Source organism: Klebsiella sp. GFKo11 (assembly GCF_056490265.1).
The window spans coordinates 1,353,532-1,372,942 of record NZ_CM151369.1; the positions used below are offsets into that span (position 1 = coordinate 1,353,532).

Consider the following 19,411-nt stretch of genomic DNA (forward strand, 5'->3'; position numbering starts at 1 on the left):
GTGAACTCATCCGGCAATTGCGGAAAGCGCTTTCCGTTAATGGATGTACATTTCCGTTTTTGATCCGTAAATTTCCTTCCGTTCTCAGGCAGTGTTAATAAAAAAATAACCAAGGAAAAAAAATGATCAGGCTAAATCATTCAATACCTCTGTCTTTACTCGCCCTCATGGTGATGAGCGACTGCGCCAGCGCCGAGCAGAAATACGATTTCATGCTCCATGGCTATATCCGTTCGGGGATCCTCGCTAACTCCGATGGCAACCGCGCCGACTCCGTCGGCCTGATGCCGGACGGCAAATGGCGTCTGGGCAACGAAGAGGACACCAAGATCGAACTGATCCCGACGGTGACGTTAACCTCAGACAGCGGCGTAGTGGCGAAAGTCCAGGCCAACATCACCCACCAGTCAAAATGTACCTCTGACTGGAACTGTCAGGATGATGACGGGCATGATGTTCAGTTCCGCGAAGGCTTTGCCGAGCTGTCGAATCTCGACTTCGCCCCGGAAATGACCTTCTGGGCCGGTAAGCGCTACAGCAGTTCCAACACCTCCAGCCACCAGTTTGACTGGGAGTACATTCAGTACAACGGTACCGGCGGCGGCTTCGATAACATGGATCTCGGCTTCGCCCGCTTCGACGCCGGGGTTTACGCCTTCTCGCCGACGGACGAAACCAAAGCCTACCCGGTCGATAAAGGCGATCAGGGTTATCCGGATGACTACTCGCTCAACCTGTGGTTGAAAAAGATCGGCGGCACCGGCTTCGATCTGGAGCTGATTGGTCACCACATGAACCGCAACGAGAATCACCCGACCTCGGCGGAAAAGGGCTACGGCGTGACCGGGGTCTACAACTTTGACGGTTTTTACGGCCTGACCGGCGGCTACTCTCGCGTGGTCTTCCAGTACGGGCGCGGCCTGGCGGCAGGGGACTCGCTGGGTAAAAACGGCTGGGGTTGGGCTAACCTCGAAGACACCCAATCCTGGCGCGTAGTGCTGGATAATATGGCCTCTCTGGGCGACTGGGAAATATCGACTTTCGCTTATTACCAGAAAGACAAAAACTACCGCTGGTGGACGGAAGATGCCGACGGCTGGGGGCGCTCCAGCTGGGTGGCCGGGATCCGTCCGTACCAGCAGATCACCAAAAACTTCGCCATGCAGTATGAGCTGGGCTACGAATATCTCGACGATAAAAACTACAAAGGCGTGGACGGCAAAGGCAAAGGCGGTCTGACCAAAATCACCGTTGCGCCGACCCTGACCTTTGACTCTGGCTTCTGGACTCGCCCACAGCTGCGCTTCTTCGTTACCTACGCCAGGTGGGACAAAGGTGTCTCCGATGCGCTGGACGGCAACTACGACTGGAGCACCAACACCATTTCCGCAGGCGGCTACTCGCGCAGCGGCGACACCGACACGCTGAACTTTGGCGTGCAGGCCGAAGTCTGGTTCTAAGGAGAGATAACAATGATCAAGCCGGTAAAGAAACTGATGCTCGTGGCGCTGCTTTCGGCGCTGGGAAGCGCAGGGGCGATGGCCGCAGAGCAGTCGCACTTTGAACACTTTATTACCCGCGACGGCGCAACGCTAAAAGACGGTGACAAGGTCTTCCGCTTTGCGGGCATCCACGCGCCGGAGCTGCACCGTATTGAAGACGATGCGCGCGGCACCTGCAAAGCCGACTCGCGCGGTTGGGGGCAATACTTCCGCTGGCCGACGGCGGACGAACAGGAAAACTGGATTAAGGCGCAGGTGCAAACTGGAGCCAAAGCGCAGCGAGTGTATGTGCTCTCGGTGCAGCAGGAGTTTGACCAGGCCTGCGGTCGCGAAACCCATATTTTGGCCCCGGAAAGCGCCGACGGCATGCCGCGCCTCAACGAAAAGGCGATGCGGGTTTACGACAATATGATCGCCGAAGCGGACAAACAGGGACTGCGCCTGATCCTGCCGTTTATCGATCACTGGTGGTGGTGGGGCGGCCGCGAGCAGCTGGCGGCGTTCTATCATGAAAAGCCGGAGGATTTTTATCGGACCGACAGCAAAACCTTCAAGGCCTATCTCGACGTGATTCGCCAGGTGATCACCCGCACCAACAGCGTGACCGGTCGCCCGTATTATGACGAAAAAGCGATTATGGCCTGGGAGACCGGCAACGAGCTGGAAGACACCAATGCCGCGTTCCTTCAGCAGACCGCCGCGTGGATCAAAAAGTGGGCGCCGCATCAGCTGGTGGTGGACGGCACCTATAAGAAAATCAATGCGTTTGCACTCAACGATCCGAACGTCGATATCGTCAGCAACCACTACTACACCAATGCCGATAACAACCATCCCGATCAGGTAAAAAAAGATCTGATGGCGACTGCGGGTAAGAAAGTGTACATGGTGGGCGAATTCGGTCTGCTGGACGCGCAGCAGCTCAATGCGATTATGCAGTCGATTGTGCATAGCGAGGTCAACGGCGCGCAGGCGGCGGGTGGGCTGATTTGGGGCTTCCGTGGCCATCGTCACGAGGGTGGCTTCTACTGGCATAAAGAGTCCACTGGCCACTACAGCTACCACTTGCCGGGCTTCCCGGTAGAGGGTAAAGCCAACCAGGAAATAGACGTGGTCGACCTGGTACGGACCGCGGCGGCGCAGATGAGCGGGCAGGAGAAAGCGCCGCCGCTGCCGAAGCCGGACGCGCCGAAGCTGCGGGCGACGGATTCGCCGTTTGCCATCAACTGGCTGGGGGCGGCGGTAGGACGCACTTATGACGTGGAGCGCGCTGATTCGGCAAAAGGGCCGTGGAAAGTGGTAGGGCGCGATATCTCCGACGGCGTTAACGAGTGGAACCCGCAGACGATGGATCTGTTCCGCGATGACTATCGCAGTCTGCAACTGGGGAATACGTATTATTACCGCGCCATCGCCAAAAACGAGAGCGGTAGTTCGGCGCCTTCGAACGTGATTAGCGTCAAGCACACCCAGCAGAATCAGGCTCCGGTGGTAACGCTGGTCGATAAGCTCACCACGACTCAGGATCAGGGCGTGCAATTAACCGCGAGCTGGCGCGATGATGCGTTACCGGACCGTAACGTGAAGGTGGGCTGGAGCAACGGCGGCAACGCGCAGGCCCATTTTTGTGCCACGGATAAAGCCGAAACCCGCGCCTGGTTTAGCGCGCCCGGTGAATATGACCTGACCTTTACAGCCGATGACGGCCTGCTCAAAAGCAGCAAAACCGTCAAGGTGACGGTGACGCAAGCCGTTGGTAAAACGCCTGCCGATTACTGCCGCTTTGGCGGTGGGGTGTTTAATGTTACGCAAGGCAAAATTGAGGCGGCCAAAAGTGAGAAAGATGCGCTGACGTTGGGCGACGATGGCTTCCTCGGACCGTTTGCCAACGATGGCGATAAGGTGAGCTGGCAGGTTGCCGCGCCGTGGGCCGGAAAGTATCAGCTGCGGGTGACGTTCAACGGCAAATGGGGCGGTAAGAAAAACTCGTTTATCGTTAACGGCGGCGCGCCAATCGCGGTGGAGTTCCCGCAGACCGATGAGCAGGGCCAGCAGCTGCTGGTGCCCGTTGAGCTGAAGGCCGGTGATAACCGCGTCGACTTCGGTAAATTCGCCGGTGACTGGGGCTATATGTTTATCAAGTCAATTGAAGTGGTTGCAGAGTAGTGCTTATTGGCTGCGCTCGTTGGGTGCAGCCTTTTTTAACTTACAGGAGGCGTTATGACCCGGTATCAGTTTCCGGAAGGCTTTTTTTGGGGCGCGGCGGCATCAGGCGCGCAAACGGAGGGCATAAGCAACAAGCCGCACCGTTCAATTTGGGATAGCTGGTTTGCCGAGCAGCCGGAGCGTTTTTATCAGCAGATTGGGCCGCAAACCGTCTGCGACACTTATCATCAATATCCGCAGGACGTGGCGTTGATGAAGCAGACCGGCTTCAACTCCTTTCGGACATCGATTCAATGGTCGCGGCTCATTGACGACTTCGAAACCGGCGCGCCCAATGCGGACGCGGTGCGTTTCTATAACGATTACCTGGATGAAATGATTGAAAACGGCATTGAGCCGATGATCAACCTCTATCATTTCGACATGCCGGAAGCCCTGCAAAAGCAGTACGGCGGCTTTGAGTCGGCGCATGTGACGGATCTTTTCGCTCGTTTCGCCCGCACCGCTTTTGAGCTATTTGGCCACAAGGTGAAATACTGGATTACCTTCAACGAGCCGATTGTGCCGGTAGAGGGGGGCTATCTGTATGACTTCCACTATCCGTGTAAAAAAGACGGCAAGCTGGCGGCGCAGGTGGCGTTCAACATTATGTTGGCCCACGCCAAAGCGGTCCGCGAGTTTCGTGCGTTGGCGCTGAAAAGCGAGATTGGCGTGGTGCTGAACCTGACGCCGTCCTATACCCGCAACGACAGCGCGGAGGACAAAAAGGCGGCGTGGTATGCGGATCTGTTTTTTAACCGCAGCTTCCTCGACCCGCTGGTGAAGCATCAGTTCCCGAAAGAGCTGTGCGAAATTCTGGCCGCTCACGATTGCCTGCCGGTGGTGACGAAAGCCGATGTTGAGCTCATTACCGGCTCGCACGTCGACTTTCTCGGCGTCAACTACTACGTGCCGCGGCGGGTGAAGGCGCGCGAAAGCGACTATGCGCTGGACTATTTCACGCCAGAGTTTTACTTCGAAAACTACGTGAATCCAGAAGGGCGCTTTAACCCGTATCGCGATAATAATGAAATTCTGCCGCAGGCGATTTACGACATTGCCGCCAATATTCGCGATAACTACGGCAATATAAAGTGGTTCCTCGCCGAAATTGGTATTGCGATGGATATTGAGTCGGAAGGCGAGCCGGGTGAAGACGGAGTGATTGATGATTCGTTCCGTATCAGCCTGATGGAAGAGCATCTAGTGCAGCTGCATCGCGCCATTGCCGACGGTGCCAACTGCTTTGGCGTGCATCAGTGGACCTTTATCGATAACTGGTCGTGGATTAACTCGTTCAAGCGGCGCTACGGTTTCTGGCGGCTCAACCTGCAAACCGGCGAGCGGCAGATAAAACGCAACGCGCTGTGGTTTGCCGAACTGGCGACCAGCAACGGCTTCAGTTCTGATAAATAGCTTCGCAAAATCCCCCGGAGGCGGCTACCAAACTGCACGAACTTGTAGCCCGGACAGATGCGCAGCATCGCCTCCGGGAAGCCATACCCACCCGGGCTTCGGATTCCCCACCGTCTGCGGACAGGTAGCCCGGCTAGGGCGTTAGCCGCGAGCCGGGTATGATATTTCCGCCAGCGAGGCTAATCTGCTGGCGTTTGATGATGGCGTTACATCAGGTGGTCTTTATTAATGCCCAGCCGTTTCATTCTTGAAAGCAATGTTGTGCGCTTTAGCCCCAGCCGCTGGGCCGCGCCTTTCGGTCCGGCGACCACGCCATTGCTCTCTTTCAGTACCCGGATAATCAGCTGGTATTCATCTTCGCCGTCTTCCGGCAGCACTTCTGCGGCCAGCGGTTCCTGCTCGATACTCATTTCCGGCAGTGATAGTTGCAGCACGCTGCCGCGGGTCAGCAGCACCGCACGCTCAATGACGTTCTCCAGTTCGCGTACGTTTCCCGGCCACTCCATGCGGCTGAGGGTACGCAGGGTTTCTGCCGGAATGCTGTCAATATTACGTCCCAGACGACGGGCGATTTTAAAGGTGAAGGCTTTTACCAGCAGCGGAATATCGTCCGGGCGCTCGCGCAGCGGCGGCAAGTGGATCGGGAAGACGTTCAGGCGGTAGTAGAGATCGCTACGGAATTCGCGATCGGCGACCATCTGCTTAAGATCGCGGTTGGTCGCGGCGATCAAGCGTACGTCGGTGTGAATCAACTTATTGCTGCCGAGGCGCTCGAACTCCTGCTCCTGCAACACGCGCAGCAGCTTCGGTTGCAGCTCTACCGGCATGTCGCCCACTTCATCAAGGAACAGCGAGCTTTTGTCCGCCAGTTCGAAGCGGCCGATGCGCTGAGCGCTGGCGCCGGTAAAGGCTCCGCGTTCGTGACCAAAGAGGTCGCTTTCCAGCAGCCCGGCGGGCATCGCCGCGCAGTTCATTTTGACCATCCGACGACTGTTGCGCCCGCTGAGGTTATGAATGGCGCGGGCAATTAGTTCTTTACCGGTGCCGGTTTCGCCGAGGATCAGCACCGTGCTGTCGCTGTGCGCCACCATTTCGACCTGCTTGAGCACGCTGTTCATCGCTTCGCTGCGTCCGATGATTTCACCAAACTCGCTTTCAACGTTATTGAGCTGTTCGGTCAGGGCGAGGTTCTCATCAACCAGCCGCTCCTTCAGACGCTGGATTTCGCGATAAGCGAGGGCGTTATCGACGGCAATCGACACGCGCTCGGCGATTTGCCGCAGCAACTTAAGGTTGGTGGTGGTAAACACTTTTTCATCGCACTGCGCCAGCTTCAGCACGCCAAGCAGGGTATTGCCGGACATCAACGGCAGCAGGCACAGGGTCTGAATTTTGTTATCCCACATCTCGAAGAGCATTTTTTCGTACGGTGCCAGCGGGTCATGTTCGTGCAGGTTAAGCAGCAGCATCTCTTTGCTTTTGAACACTCGCTCGGTCAGGGTGCCGGCCTCGTCCACTTCGCTCTGGTCGTGCACCGGATGGCTGGCGTCGAGATAGTGGGTGGAATAGATGTTGAGCTTGCCCTTGCGGTTGCTGCGCAGCACCACGCTGATGGCGTCGATGCGGAAGTAGCGGTGGATCTCTTTTGCCACTTCGCTGACCAGCTCGTCGATATCCAGCCGCGAGAGTACGGCGTTGGTGATCGCCACCAGAATACGGAAATTATCGCGCTCGTGGCACAGCAGGTCGTAGTCAACGTTATTGCTGACTCGGCTTTGGATCTGCTCGGTCACCACGGCGATGATTTGCGTAAAGGTATGCAGCCGCTGGTACTCTTTTTCTGTCCACGGACGGTTGTCGTCGCGAATAAACTCGCAGCCGCCGAAGATGCGGCCTTCTGCCGCCAGCGGCAGAAGGCAGTAGTAGCCAAAAGCGGGATAGAGTCCGCTTTTGGCGAGCTGCGGCCAGGTTTCGGCGAAGGTGGTGCTATCGCAATGCAGCGCGTCCGGGCGCGACAGCAGGCGTCTTACCGGGCCGTTAGCGAGGACGGTCTCATCTTCGTAACTGACCGGATGGCCAGTGTCATCGCAAGCGTGGCGGACTGCGCGATGGTTACCCGCTTGCCACAGAATAATTGCTGCCCGGTCGGCGAGCGCGGATTGCTGCACCAGGCGGGTCAGCGTTTCGCTCAGCGCGGCCAGGTCCGGCTGCTGTAATAAAATACGGGTGATATCGAACAGACCCTGCTGCCCAAGATCGCCCATCGGTGTATACGACATTGCTTAAGTCCAAAAAGCACCACAACGCGGCGCAGAAGAAAGTGATGACACAAATAATAGTATGTTAATAAAGCGGTTGTTGCCGCTGTTAGCCATCCGTAGTGGCCCGATGTTTTCCCCGGAGGCGATGCTGCGCATCTGTCCGGGCTACCGGTCTGGGTTTTGTAGCCCGGACAGGCGCAACGCGCCGCCTCCGGGAACTCTCCCGTACTCCGTTAACAAATGCGCGGCAGCGGCTCGGCGTGGGGAAGGTCGAGCGTGCGCTTCACGCCGTACAGGCCAATGGATCGCACTCCCCGGCGCTCAACAACGTCGCCAATTATCGCCGCATCTCGCCCTAACGGGTGAGACCGTAAATGCGTAAGTACGCTTTCCGCCGCCTCGCGGGTGACGGCAATGACCAGCTTACCTTCATTGGCAAAATTTAGCGCGTCCAACCCGAGCAGCTCGCACACGCCGCGCACGGTATCGTTAACCGGCAGCTTCTGTTCGTGCAGCTCAATCCCGCAGCCGCTGGCGGCGGCGAACTCATGGGCCACCGCGTTTACTCCGCCGCGGGTCGCATCGCGCAACGCTTTGACGCCAGGCACATCGCGTAGGGCCTGAATTAATGGCGTCAACACCGCGCAGTCGCTGGACAGCGCGCCGTCCAGCCCCATCTGCTCGCGCAGGTTGAGAATCGTCGCGCCATGATCGCCAAGCGTGCCGCTGACCAGCAGGACATCGCCGGCGCTAATCTGCTGTGCGCCCCAGCGAATACCGGTGGGGATGACGCCGATCCCGGCGGTGTTAATAAACAGCTTATCCGCCGCCCCGCGCGGTACCACTTTGGTATCGCCGGTGACAATAGCGATACCCGCTTCCCGCGCGGTCTGCGCCATGCTACTCACCACCGCTTCGAGAGTGGCCATCTCCAGCCCCTCTTCAAGAATAAATCCGCAGGAGAGATAGCGTGGGATCGCGCCGCTCACCGCCACATCGTTGGCGGTGCCGCAGACCGCCAGCTTGCCGATATTGCCGCCGGGGAAAAATAGCGGATCGATGACGTAGCTGTCGGTGGAGAAGGCGAGCCTGTCGCCCTGAGCGGTAAGCTGAGCGAGATCGAGACGCGCCTGATCCTCCTGCTCCGCCAGCCAGGGATTGGCGAAAGCCTGCATAAACAGGGAGGCGATCAGCTGTTGCATCGCCTGACCGCCGCTACCGTGGGCTAACTGGACGCTTTTCATGCTTCGATTTCCTGACTGCGGTATTGATACCAGGCGGCGCAAGCGCCTTCCGATGAGACCATCAGCGCGCCGAACGCGCTTTGCGGGTTGCAGGTATTGCCGAACAGCGGGCACTGATGAGGTTTACAACGACCGGTCAGCACCTCGCCGCAGCGGGCGCGCGGATCGTCGCAAACGCGCTGCGGTGCCGGGCGGAAATGTGCCTCGGCGTCAAAGCGTTGATAAGCGGGCGTCAGATGCACGCCGGAATCGCTAATCACCCCCAGACCGCGCCACTCGCTGTCGCCGCTGAGGCAGAAAACGTCGGCGATGGCTGACTGCGCCAGCGGGTTGCCTTCATCGGGCACTACGCGGCGGTACTGGTTTTCCACCTCGCTGTGCCGCGCTATTGTCTGCTCAACCAGCATCACTGCGCCTTGCAGTAGATCAAGCGGTTCGAATCCTGCCACCACTAATGGACGATGATAGTCGCTGGCGATAAATCCGTAGGCTTCGGTACCGATGACCATGCTGACGTGCCCGGGGGCGAGAAAGGCGTCGATCCCGTTATCCGGCTGATCGAGCAGGCTGCGCAGGGTCGGCAGCAGGGTGATGTGCTGGCAGAAAAAGTAGAAGTTGGATACGCCGCGCTCGCGGGCCTGACGCAGGGTCAGAGCGGTGGCGGGCATGGTGGTTTCGAAGCCGAGACCAAAGAATACCACTTCACGCTCAGGGTTCTGCTGCGCCAGCTTCAGGGCATCCATTGGCGAATAGACAATCCGCACGTCGGCCCCGCGCGATTTTGCCTGCAGCAGCGAACCGTTTTTTCCCGGCACGCGCATGGCGTCGCCGAAGGTACAGAAAATCACCCCCGGGCGGCTGGCGATATCGATGCAGGCGTCGATGCGTCCCATCGGCAAGACGCACACCGGGCAGCCGGGGCCGTGAATAAACTCGATATTTTCCGGCAGCAGCTGGTCGAGGCCAAACTTAAAAATGGCGTGAGTATGGCCACCGCACACTTCCATAATGCGCAGGGGACGTTCGGCGGTATGCGGCAACAGGTGCGCCCGCTGCTGTAGGTGCTCCACCAGCTGCATCACCTGTTCCGGGGCGCGGTATTCATCAACAAAACGCATTACCGCTCCTCGCCGTACAGCAGCGCACCGACGTCCGGCTCGACTTCAAACATATTTTGTAGCGCCTCCAGGGTGTCGCGGGCCTCGGCTTCATTAATGATGCTCATGGCGAAGCCGACGTGCACCAGCACCCACTGGCCGAGGCGCGGCTGGCCCTGGTCGTCGACCGCGCCGACTAAGGTGAGATCGACTTCGCGCTGAATGCCGCACACTTCAACCTTCGCCAGATTGCCGTCAATGGCGCAGATTTGTCCCGGAATGCCTATGCACATTGCTGCGCCTCCAGCCAGTTTAGCCACTGGTCCATGCCTTCGCCGCTGGTGGCGGAAAGCAGGATGATTTCAATATTCGGGTTCACCTCGCGGGCGCAGGCGAGGCACTGTTCAACGTCAAAGTTGAGATACGGCAGCAGGTCAACTTTGTTGAGCAGCATCAGGCTGGCGGCGGCGAACATGTGCGGGTACTTCAGTGGTTTGTCTTCGCCTTCGGTCACCGACAGCACCGCCACTTTATGGCGCTCGCCGAGGTCGAAGCTCGCCGGGCACACCAGGTTGCCGACGTTTTCGATAAACAGAATGCCGTTGTTGGCAAGCGGCAGGCGCGGGGCTGCGTCGGCAATCATCTGCGCGTCGAGGTGGCAACCCTTACCGGTGTTGACCTGAATCGCCGGGGTACCGGTGGCGCGAATGCGCGCGGCATCGTTCACCGTCTGCTGATCGCCTTCGATCACCGCGCAGGCAGTTTTCTCTTTCAGCCGCACCAGGGTTTCGGTTAACAGGGTGGTTTTGCCGGAGCCGGGGCTGGAGACCAGGTTGAGCACCAGCTGGCCTTTGGCGGCGAAGCGCGCGCGGTTGCGGGCGGCCAGACGGTTGTTTTTATCCAGCACGTCGATTTCGACTTCTAACATCCGCCGCTGGCTCTGGCCCGGCGCGTGGGTTCCCGCTTCGCCGTGACCGTAGTGCAGGTCGCCAGCCTCTGAGCGGGTTGGGGCGAAGTTATCGGTTTTGACGCCGGTAATGTTCATCATCGGGCGCGGGGCAGGCGCGAAGGGGGCGCTGCGAAACGCCGAATGCGGGTTATGTTCGTCGCCTTCTATATAAAGGTTGCCTTCGCCGCAGCCGCAGGTTGTACACATAATTTACTCCTGATCTACTTCTATTCGCTGAATCTGTAAGCCATCGTCCGCCACGATCTGTAGCTGGTCGCTCTGACACTGCGGGCAGCGGCGCACGTGCTGTGAGATAAGGTGCACGTACTGCTGGCAGGTTTCACACCAGCATTCAGCCTGTTGTTCGGCGATATGCAGTTCGCAGCCTTCCGCCAGCGTGCCGCGGCACACCAGTTCAAAGCAGAAGGTCAACGCGCTGGCTTCCACGCAGGAGAACGCCCCGACCTTCAACCACACGCCGGTGACCCGACGCGCGCCGGCCTGCTGCGCCTGCTGTTCGATAATTTCCAGCGCCCGCTGGCTAAGAGTGATTTCGTGCATGGTGCCTCCGTATCGCGATGGCCCATTAATGCAATAACGATGCCAGGTCATAGCTAATGTCGGATAAATGACGATGACAGCCGTCTGACATCGTCATCGACATGTCATTTTAACGGTTTGTTTATATTAAATTCGTTAAATATCAATTGATTAAAATTTGGCACGGAAAATGCTTAAACGGTGCATCTCATACAACGGGGGAGCCGGGATGACTATTTGGGAATTAAGTGAAAAGGCGGACTACATCGCCGATCGTCACCGCCAGCATCAGGAGCAGTGGCACACCTACTGCAACTCGCTGGTTCAGGGGATAACGCTGTCGAAAGCGCGTCTGCATCACGCCATGAGCTGTGCGCCGGACAAAGAGCTGTGCTTCGTCCTGTTTGGCCATTTTCAGGTCTACGTCGCGCTGGCAGAAGGCTTTAACAGCCATACCATTGAATATTACGTCGAAACCAAAACGGGTGACGATAAGCGCTTGATTGCGCAGGCAACGCTGGGTTCAGACGGCACCATTGATGGCCGTATTAGCAACCGCGACCGCGAGCAGGTTCTCGAGCACTATCTGGCGGCCATCGCCACCGTGTATGACCGCCTGTATGAAGCTATGGAACAAGGCCTGCCGGTGGATTTAAACCACCTGACGCAGGCCCGTTAATCGTCAGGTGTCGACAAGTGTCGAAGCTGACACCTGCGCAACCTGTTTTCGTCAAAAATGACTTTCACCCGAGGATGACCCGGTGAACCGTTTTGTAATTGCTGACTCCACCGTCTGTATCGGCTGTCGCACCTGCGAAGCCGCCTGCGCTGAGACTCACCGCCAGCAGGGACTGCAATCTATGCCCCGGCTGCAATTAATGCGCAATGAAAAAGAATCCGCGCCGCAAATGTGCCACCACTGCGAAGACGCCCCCTGCGCCGCCGTCTGCCCGGTTAATGCGATTAATCGCGTCGATGGCGCGGTGCAGCTCAACGAGAGCCTGTGCGTAAGCTGCAAATTGTGCGGCATCGCCTGTCCGTTCGGCGCGATTGAGTTTTCCGGCAGCCGTCCGCTGGATATTCCGGCCAACGCCAATACGCCGCTGGCACCCGCTGCGCCACCGGCCCCGGCCCGCGTCAGTTCACTGCTCGACTGGGTACCCGGCGTGCGCGCTATCGCCGTCAAATGCGACCTGTGTTACTTCGACGAACAGGGGCCGGCGTGCGTGCGTACCTGTCCGACCAAAGCGCTGCTGCTGGTGGATATCCGCGATATCGCCCAGGCCAGTAAGCGTAAGCGACAGCTGACTTTTAATACCGACCTCGGCGATCTGTCGCTGTTTCAGGCGCAACAAGGGGACGTGAAATGAGTGTGATTTCATTAGTGAATCAGGCGGTGGCCTGGTACGCCGCCAGCGCAGTGTTGGCATTTCTGTTCACCATGCGTAAACCGCTGAGCGGGGCGATTGCCGGGATTGGCGGCGCGGTCGCCAGCGTAATGCTGGTGCTGGCGGGCGGAACGGCGCTACTGATGCCGGAACGCATCAGCGGTGGCATGTTGCAGATGCTGCATTTGACCATGCGGGTTGGCGGCGTTAACGCGCTGTGGCTGCTGGCGATTGGCTTGTCGGCGCTGCCGATTTCACTGTTCAATATTTCCTGGCATCGCCATCCGCAGGTCAAAGCGAACGGCCTGCTGGTGAACCTGTTGCTGGCCGCTGCGACCTGCGCGGTGGTGGTGACGAACTTCGGCGCGCTGGTGGTGATGGCGGAGATTATGGCGCTCTGCGCCGCCTTTCTTACCGGCTGCGCGCAGTCCGGCAAGCTGTGGTTTGCGCTGGGACGTCTCGGCACGCTGCTGATGGCATGGAGCTGCTGGCTGGTGTGGTCGTTCTACGGCACCCTTGAGCTGGCGCAGATTACCCAACTGGCGATGGAAGCGCCGCAAAACGCGCTGCTGTGGTTGCCGGGTCTGGTGGGCTTTGCGCTGCTGGCCGGGGTTATCCCGCTGCACGGCTGGGCACCGCAGGCCCATGCGGGCGCGGGCGCTCCGGCTGCCGCGCTGTTCTCGACGGTGGTGATGAAGGTCGGTCTCTACGGCATCCTGACGGTGTCGCTGGCCGGAAGCGTACCGCCGCTGTGGTGGGGCGTAATGCTGCTGGTGCTGGGGATGATCACCGCGTTTATCGGCGGATTGTACGCGCTGATGGAGCACAATATTCAGCGCCTGCTGGCGTACCACACCCTGGAAAACATCGGCATTATCCTGCTCGGCCTCGGGGCGTTCGTCACCGGCGTCGCTACCCATAACCCGACCCTGATGGTGCTGGGATTTATCGGCGGCATGTATCACCTGATCAACCATAGCTTGTTTAAAACTACGCTGTTTCTCGGCGCGGGGGCGGTGTGGTTCCGCACCGGTCATCGTGATATCGAGAAACTCGGCGGAATTGGCAAAAAAATGCCGCTGATTTCGCTCTCTATGCTGGTGGGGCTGATGGCGATGGCCGCGCTGCCGCCGCTGAACGGTTTTGCTGGGGAGTGGGTTATCTATCAATCCTTCTTCAAGCTAAGCACCGGGGATGCCTTTATTGGTCGTCTGCTGGGGCCGCTGCTGGCGGTGGGCCTGGCGATTACCGGCGCGCTGGCGGTGATGTGTATGGCGAAAGTCTACGGCGTCACCTTCCTTGGCGCACCGCGCAGCAAAGAGGCGGAAAATGCCACCTGCGCGCCGTGGCTGATGACCTTTAGCGTGGTGCTGGCTGCGGTCTGCTGCGTGATTGGCGGGATTGCCGCGCCGTGGTTGCTGCCGCTGGTGAGCGGGGCGTTCCCGGTTCAGGCGGAAGTTTCCAGCGTTGTCTCCCAGCCGCTGATCGCCATTCTGCTGATTGCCTGCCCGCTGCTGCCGCTGCTGCTGATGATCTTCTTCAAAGGCGACCGCCTGCCAGCGCGCTCTCGCGGCGCGGCCTGGGTCTGCGGCTACGACCATGAAAAATCAATGGTCATCACCGCCCACGGTTTCGCCATGCCGGTGAAAGAAGCCTTTGCGCCGATGCTGAAGCTGCGCCACTGGCTGAATCCGGTGCGCCTGGTCCCCGGCTGGCAGAGCGCTTCTGCACCCGCGCTGTTTCGCGGCGTGGCGCTGGTTGAGCTGGCGGTGCTGGTGGTGATTGTGATTTCGCGAGGAGCCTGAGAATGAGCGTATTAATTGCATTGTTGCAGGCGCTGGTGTTGTTTGCCGCCGCGCCGCTGTTGTCCGGGATTACCCGCGTTGCGCGCGCGCGTCTGCATAACCGCCGTGGTCCCGGCGTGTTGCAGGAGTATCGCGACATCATCAAACTGCTGGGCCGTCAGAGCATTGGCCCTGATGCCTCCGGCTGGGTGTTCCGCCTGACGCCATACGTGATGGTCGGCGTGATGCTGACCATCGCCACCGCGCTGCCGGTGGTCACCGTTGACTCGCCAATGACGGGGTTGGGTGACCTGATTACCCTGATCTACCTGTTCGCTATCGCCCGCTTCTTCTTTGCCATTTCCGGCCTGGATACCGGCAGCCCGTTTACCGCTATCGGGGCCAGCCGCGAGGCGATGCTCGGCGTGCTGGTGGAGCCGATTCTGCTGCTCGGCCTGTGGGTTGCGGCGCAGGTTGCGGGTTCCACCCATATCAGCAGCATCACCGACACCATTTACCACTGGCCTGCCGCGCGCAGCATTCCGCTGATTCTGGCGCTGTGCGCCTGCGCCTTCGCCACCTTTATCGAAATGGGCAAGCTGCCGTTCGACCTGGCAGAAGCGGAGCAGGAGCTTCAGGAAGGCCCGCTCTCAGAATACAGCGGAAGCGGCTTCGGCGTGCTGAAGTGGGGCATCAGCCTTAAACAGCTGGTGGTGTTGCAGATGTTTGTCGGCGTGTTTATCCCGTGGGGGCAGATGACCAGTTTTAGCGTCGGCGGTCTGCTGCTGGCGTTGGTGGTTGCCGTCGTCAAGCTGGTGGTTGGCGTACTGATTATCGCCCTGTTCGAAAACAGCATGGCGCGTCTGCGCCTGGATATCACCGGGCGCATTACCTGGACCGGGTTCGGTTTAGCCTTTTTAGCCTTCGTCTCCTTGCTGGTGGCGTGATTTAAGAGAGTTTGAGCATGTCTGAAGAAAAAATCGGTCAACACTATCTCGCCGCACTGCATCAGGCCTTTCCGGGCGTGGTGCTGGATGAAGCCTGGCAGACCAAAGACCAGCTTACCGTGACGGTGAAGGTCAACTATTTACCGGAAGTGGTCGAGTTCCTTTACTACAAGCAGGGCGGCTGGCTGTCGGTGCTGTTTGGCAACGACGAACGCAAGCTGAACGGCCACTACGCCGTCTACTACGTGCTGTCGATGGAGCAGGGGACGAAGTGCTGGATCACCGTGCGCGTGGAAGTGGATGCCAATAAGCCGGAATATCCGTCCGTCACGCCGCGCGTGCCCGCTGCCGTTTGGGGCGAGCGCGAAGTGCGCGATATGTACGGCCTGGTGCCGGTAGGGCTGCCGGACGAACGTCGCCTGGTGCTGCCGGACGATTGGCCGGATGAGCTGTATCCGCTGCGCAAAGACAGCATGGATTACCGTCAGCGCCCGGCACCGACCACCGATGCTGAAACCTATGAATTCATTAATGAACTGGGTACGAAAAAGAACAACGTGGTGCCGATTGGCCCGCTGCACGTGACTTCCGATGAACCGGGCCACTTCCGCCTGTTCGTTGACGGCGAAAATATTATCGACGCCGACTATCGCCTGTTCTACGTCCATCGCGGTATGGAAAAGCTGGCGGAAACCCGCATGGGCTACAACGAAGTCACCTTCCTGTCGGATCGCGTGTGCGGCATCTGCGGCTTTGCCCACAGTACCGCCTACACCACCTCCGTCGAGAACGCGATGGGCATCGTGGTGCCGGAACGTGCGCAGATGATCCGCGCCATTCTGCTGGAAGTTGAGCGTCTGCACTCGCACCTGCTCAACCTCGGCCTGGCCTGCCACTTCACCGGCTTCGACTCCGGGTTTATGCAGTTCTTCCGCGTTCGCGAAACGTCGATGAAGATGGCGGAAATTCTCACCGGGGCGCGCAAAACCTACGGCCTGAACCTGATTGGCGGCATCCGTCGCGACCTGCTGAAAGAGGACATGATCCAGACCCGTCAGCTGGCGCAGCAGATGCGCCGCGACGTGCAGGAGCTGGTGGATATGCTGCTCAGCACGCCGAATATGGAACAGCGCACTGTGGGCATTGGTCGTCTCGACCCGCAGATCGCCCGCGACTTCAGCAACGTCGGCCCGATGGTGCGTGCCAGCGGTCATGCCCGCGATACCCGCGCCGATCACCCGTTTGTCGGTTACGGCCTGCTGCCGATGGAAGTGCACAGCGAGCAGGGCTGCGACGTGATTTCGCGCCTGAAGGTGCGCATCAACGAAGTCTATACCGCGCTGAACATGATCGACTTCGGCCTCGATAACCTGCCGGGCGGCCCACTAGCGGTAGAAGGTTTCACCTATATTCCGCACCGCTTCGCGCTGGGTTTCTCGGAAGCGCCGCGCGGGGATGATATCCACTGGAGCATGACCGGCGACAACCAGAAGCTATACCGCTGGCGCTGCCGGGCGGCGACCTACGCCAACTGGCCGACTCTGCGCTATATGCTGCGCGGCAACACCGTGTCCGATGCGCCGCTGATTATCGGTAGCCTCGACCCTTGCTACTCCTGTACTGACCGCATGACCGTGGTCGATGTGCGCAAGAAGAAGAGCAAAGTGGTGCCGTACAAAGAGCTGGAGCGCTACAGCATCGAGCGTAAGAACTCGCCGCTGAAATAATTGAGCCATTGCGTGGGGTTTTCCGACCCTCACCCTCTCCCTGGGAGGATGAGGGGACAGATTGGCGCTGTGGGCAAGTCCGAACGCCGTCTGTACTTCTCCCTCACCCTTTGGGAGAGGGCCGGGGTGAGGGGAAAAACACCGCACGTAAGCTGGGAGCAACTAATTAATGTTTACCTTTATTAAAAAAGTTATTAAGACCGGCACCGCGACGCATTCATACCCGCTGGAGCCGATGCCGGTGGATAAAAATTTCCGCGGCAAGCCGGAGCACAATCCGCAGCAGTGCATTGGCTGTGCGGCCTGCGTGAACGCCTGCCCGTCGAACGCGCTGACGGTGGATACCTGTCTCGCCACCAACCAGCTGGCGTGGCAGTTCAATCTTGGGCGCTGCATCTTCTGCGGACGCTGTGAAGAAGTTTGCCCGACGGCGGCGATTAAGCTCTCTCAGGAGTACGAGCTGGCGGTGTGGAAGAAAGAGGATTTTCTCCAGCAATCGCGTTTCGACATCTGCCACTGCCGGGTGTGCGAACGCCCGTTCGCCGTGCAAAAAGAGATCGACTACGCCATCGCGCTGCTTAAGCACAACGGCGACACCCGTGCCGAGCTGCATCGCGAAAGCTTTGAGACCTGCCCGGAGTGCAAACGCCAGAAATGTCTGGTGCCGTCCGACCGTATTGAACTGACTCGCCATATGAGAGAGGCCAGCTGATGAGCAATTTATTAGGCCCGCGCGACGACAACGGCATCCCGGTGCCGATGACGGTGGATGAATCCATCGCCAGCATGAAAACCGCGTTGCTGAAGAAAATTAAGCGCTCCGCCTATGTCTACCGCGTGGACTGCGGCGGTTGTAACGGCTGCGAAATCGAGATTTTCGCCACCCTGTCGCCGCTGTTTGATGCCGAGCGTTTTGGGATCAAAGTGGTCCCTTCGCCGCGACATGCCGATATTCTGCTGTTTACCGGGGCGGTGACCCGCGCGATGCGTTCGCCTGCATTACGCGCCTGGCAGTCTGCGCCGGACCCGAAAATTTGTATCTCCTACGGCGCATGCGGCAACAGCGGCGGCATCTTCCATGACCTCTACTGCGTGTGGGGCGGGACCGACAAAATCGTGCCGGTAGATGTTTATATTCCCGGCTGCCCGCCGACGCCAGCCGCGACGCTGTACGGCTTCGCCATGGCGCTGGGCCTGCTGGAGCAGAAAATCCACGCTCGCCTGCCTGGCGAGCAGGACCAACAAGCGGCTGAAATTCTTCACCCGGACATGGTGCAGCCGCTGCGCGTGCGCATCGACCGCGAAGCGCGTCGCCTGGCGGGCTATCGCTACGGCCGCCAGATTGCTGACGACTACATGCGCCTGCTCGGACAGGGCGACAGCCAGGTGGTTCGCTGGCTGGAGGCGGAGAAAGATCCGCGTCTGACCGAGATCGTCACCCATCTTAACCAGGTGGTAGAGGGAGCGCGTATCCGATGAGCGAAACGGTGGTGTTCAGTCAGCTGAGCCGTAAATTTATTGATGAGAACGATGCCACGCCCGATCAGGCGCAGCAGGTGGTCTATTACAGCCTGGCGATTGGCCACCACCTCGGCGTGATCGACTGCCTGGAGGCGGCGCTGAGCTGTCCGTGGGAGGCGTATCTGGCGTGGATTGCCACCCTCGAAGAGGGCAGCACCGCGCGGCGCAAAATGGAAGGTGTGCCGAAATATGGCGAGATTGTTATCGACAGCAATCACGTGGCCATGCTCGCCAACGCTTTCGATAAAGCGCAGGCCGGGCAGACCCCCGAGCAGCAGGCGTGGAGCAAAATTATGCTCAGCATGCTGCATGATATTCACCAGGAAAGCGCCATCTACCTGATGGTGAGGAGGCTCCGTGACTGATGTTTTACTTTGTGTCGGCAACAGCATGATGGGTGACGACGGCGCAGGCCCGCTGCTGGCGGAGATGTGCACCGCTAATCCGGTTGGCGATTGGGTAGTGATTGACGGCGGCAGCGCCCCGGAAAACGACATCGTCGCTATTCGTGAACTGCGCCCCGACCGGCTGCTGATCGTCGATGCCACCGATATGGGGCTCAATCCAGGCGAAATCCGCATCGTCGACCCGGACGATATCGCCGAGATGTTTATGATGACCACCCACAATATGCCGCTTAACTATCTTATCGATCAGCTGAAAGAGGATATCGGCGAGGTGATCTTCTTAGGTATTCAGCCGGATATCGTCGGCTTCTACTATCCAATGACCCAGCCGATTAAGGATGCGGTCGAGGTGGTGTATCAGAGACTTAACGGCTGGCAGGGGAGCGGTGGGTTTTCGCAGCTGGAGGTGGCGGAAGAGTAAGG

18 protein-coding genes are annotated in these 19,411 nt (G+C 59.0%); 12 read left to right on the top strand and 6 right to left on the bottom strand.

Translation table 11 applies throughout. The annotated features are described in order from the left end of the window. Positions 1-122: 122 nt before the first annotated feature. From AC07P6_RS06490 to AC07P6_RS06500, 3 genes are read left to right on the top strand one after another with little or no spacing between them, the layout of a single operon-like run. Positions 123-1,460 carry a carbohydrate porin gene (locus AC07P6_RS06490; protein WP_478315901.1) on the top strand — a complete coding sequence of 446 codons (1,338 nt, stop codon included), beginning with the start codon at positions 123-125 and terminating at the stop codon, positions 1,458-1,460. Between the two features lie 15 nt (positions 1,461-1,475). Then, the gene (locus AC07P6_RS06495) at positions 1,476-3,668 is read left to right on the top strand and encodes a CBM35 domain-containing protein (protein ID WP_478316950.1); all 2,193 of its coding nucleotides are present in this window, start codon (positions 1,476-1,478) and stop codon (positions 3,666-3,668) included. Between the two features lie 54 nt (positions 3,669-3,722). Beyond that, the gene (locus AC07P6_RS06500; protein ID WP_478315902.1) at positions 3,723-5,123 is read left to right on the top strand and encodes a glycoside hydrolase family 1 protein; all 1,401 of its coding nucleotides are present in this window, start codon (positions 3,723-3,725) and stop codon (positions 5,121-5,123) included. Positions 5,124-5,329: 206 nt separating this feature from the next. On the opposite strand, the gene flhA is transcribed toward AC07P6_RS06500, so the two are convergent. From flhA to hypA, 6 genes are all read right to left on the bottom strand, one after another. After that, a complete protein-coding gene (gene flhA / locus AC07P6_RS06505; RefSeq protein WP_478315903.1) occupies positions 5,330-7,402 on the bottom strand; it encodes a formate hydrogenlyase transcriptional activator FlhA in 2,073 nt (690 codons plus the stop codon). A 215-nt stretch (positions 7,403-7,617) separates the two neighbouring features. Then, the gene (gene hypE / locus AC07P6_RS06510; protein ID WP_478315904.1) at positions 7,618-8,628 is read right to left on the bottom strand and encodes a hydrogenase expression/formation protein HypE; all 1,011 of its coding nucleotides are present in this window, start codon (positions 8,626-8,628) and stop codon (positions 7,618-7,620) included. Continuing rightward, entirely contained in the window at positions 8,625-9,746 is a 1,122-nt protein-coding gene (hypD, locus tag AC07P6_RS06515) for a hydrogenase formation protein HypD (RefSeq protein WP_304253064.1), read from the bottom strand. The genes hypE and hypD overlap by 4 nt, the downstream gene beginning before the upstream one ends. Then, positions 9,746-10,018, bottom strand: coding sequence for a HypC/HybG/HupF family hydrogenase formation chaperone (locus tag AC07P6_RS06520; RefSeq protein WP_181485173.1), 273 nt, complete (start codon positions 10,016-10,018; stop codon positions 9,746-9,748). Before AC07P6_RS06520 ends, hypD begins: the two co-directional genes overlap by 1 nt. Beyond that, entirely contained in the window at positions 10,009-10,881 is an 873-nt protein-coding gene (gene hypB, locus AC07P6_RS06525; protein WP_478315905.1) for a hydrogenase nickel incorporation protein HypB, read from the bottom strand. Before hypB ends, AC07P6_RS06520 begins: the two co-directional genes overlap by 10 nt. Positions 10,882-10,884: 3 nt before the next feature. Further along, positions 10,885-11,235 carry a hydrogenase maturation nickel metallochaperone HypA gene (gene hypA / locus AC07P6_RS06530; RefSeq protein ID WP_182234412.1) on the bottom strand — a complete coding sequence of 117 codons (351 nt, stop codon included), beginning with the start codon at positions 11,233-11,235 and terminating at the stop codon, positions 10,885-10,887. A 208-nt stretch (positions 11,236-11,443) separates the two neighbouring features. Here hypA and hycA point away from each other — a divergent pair, with 208 nt between their 5' ends. From hycA to hycI, 9 genes are all read left to right on the top strand, one after another. Further along, positions 11,444-11,893 carry a formate hydrogenlyase regulator HycA gene (hycA, locus tag AC07P6_RS06535; protein WP_110275778.1) on the top strand — a complete coding sequence of 150 codons (450 nt, stop codon included), beginning with the start codon at positions 11,444-11,446 and terminating at the stop codon, positions 11,891-11,893. Between the two features lie 82 nt (positions 11,894-11,975). Continuing rightward, positions 11,976-12,584 (top strand): 4Fe-4S dicluster domain-containing protein, encoded by a 609-nt coding sequence (locus tag AC07P6_RS06540; RefSeq protein WP_110275777.1) that lies wholly within the window; start codon positions 11,976-11,978, stop codon positions 12,582-12,584. Next, the gene (gene hycC, locus AC07P6_RS06545; protein ID WP_478315906.1) at positions 12,581-14,407 is read left to right on the top strand and encodes a formate hydrogenlyase subunit 3; all 1,827 of its coding nucleotides are present in this window, start codon (positions 12,581-12,583) and stop codon (positions 14,405-14,407) included. The genes AC07P6_RS06540 and hycC overlap by 4 nt, the downstream gene beginning before the upstream one ends. A 2-nt stretch (positions 14,408-14,409) precedes the next feature. Further along, a complete protein-coding gene (locus tag AC07P6_RS06550) occupies positions 14,410-15,333 on the top strand; it encodes a respiratory chain complex I subunit 1 family protein (RefSeq protein WP_478315907.1) in 924 nt (307 codons plus the stop codon). Between the two features lie 17 nt (positions 15,334-15,350). After that, complete coding sequence (hycE, locus tag AC07P6_RS06555; protein ID WP_182234396.1) at positions 15,351-17,060, top strand: formate hydrogenlyase subunit HycE; 1,710 nt, start codon at positions 15,351-15,353, stop codon at positions 17,058-17,060. 169 nt (positions 17,061-17,229) lie between these two features. Further along, the gene (locus AC07P6_RS06560; protein ID WP_478315908.1) at positions 17,230-17,772 is read left to right on the top strand and encodes a formate hydrogenlyase complex iron-sulfur subunit; all 543 of its coding nucleotides are present in this window, start codon (positions 17,230-17,232) and stop codon (positions 17,770-17,772) included. Next, entirely contained in the window at positions 17,772-18,539 is a 768-nt protein-coding gene (locus AC07P6_RS06565) for an NADH-quinone oxidoreductase subunit B family protein (protein ID WP_478315909.1), read from the top strand. Before AC07P6_RS06560 ends, AC07P6_RS06565 begins: the two co-directional genes overlap by 1 nt. Beyond that, positions 18,536-18,946 (top strand): formate hydrogenlyase maturation HycH family protein, encoded by a 411-nt coding sequence (locus AC07P6_RS06570; RefSeq protein ID WP_182234386.1) that lies wholly within the window; start codon positions 18,536-18,538, stop codon positions 18,944-18,946. The genes AC07P6_RS06565 and AC07P6_RS06570 overlap by 4 nt, the downstream gene beginning before the upstream one ends. Beyond that, positions 18,939-19,409 (top strand): hydrogenase maturation peptidase HycI, encoded by a 471-nt coding sequence (gene hycI, locus AC07P6_RS06575; RefSeq protein ID WP_182234383.1) that lies wholly within the window; start codon positions 18,939-18,941, stop codon positions 19,407-19,409. Before AC07P6_RS06570 ends, hycI begins: the two co-directional genes overlap by 8 nt. Positions 19,410-19,411 lie beyond the last annotated feature (2 nt).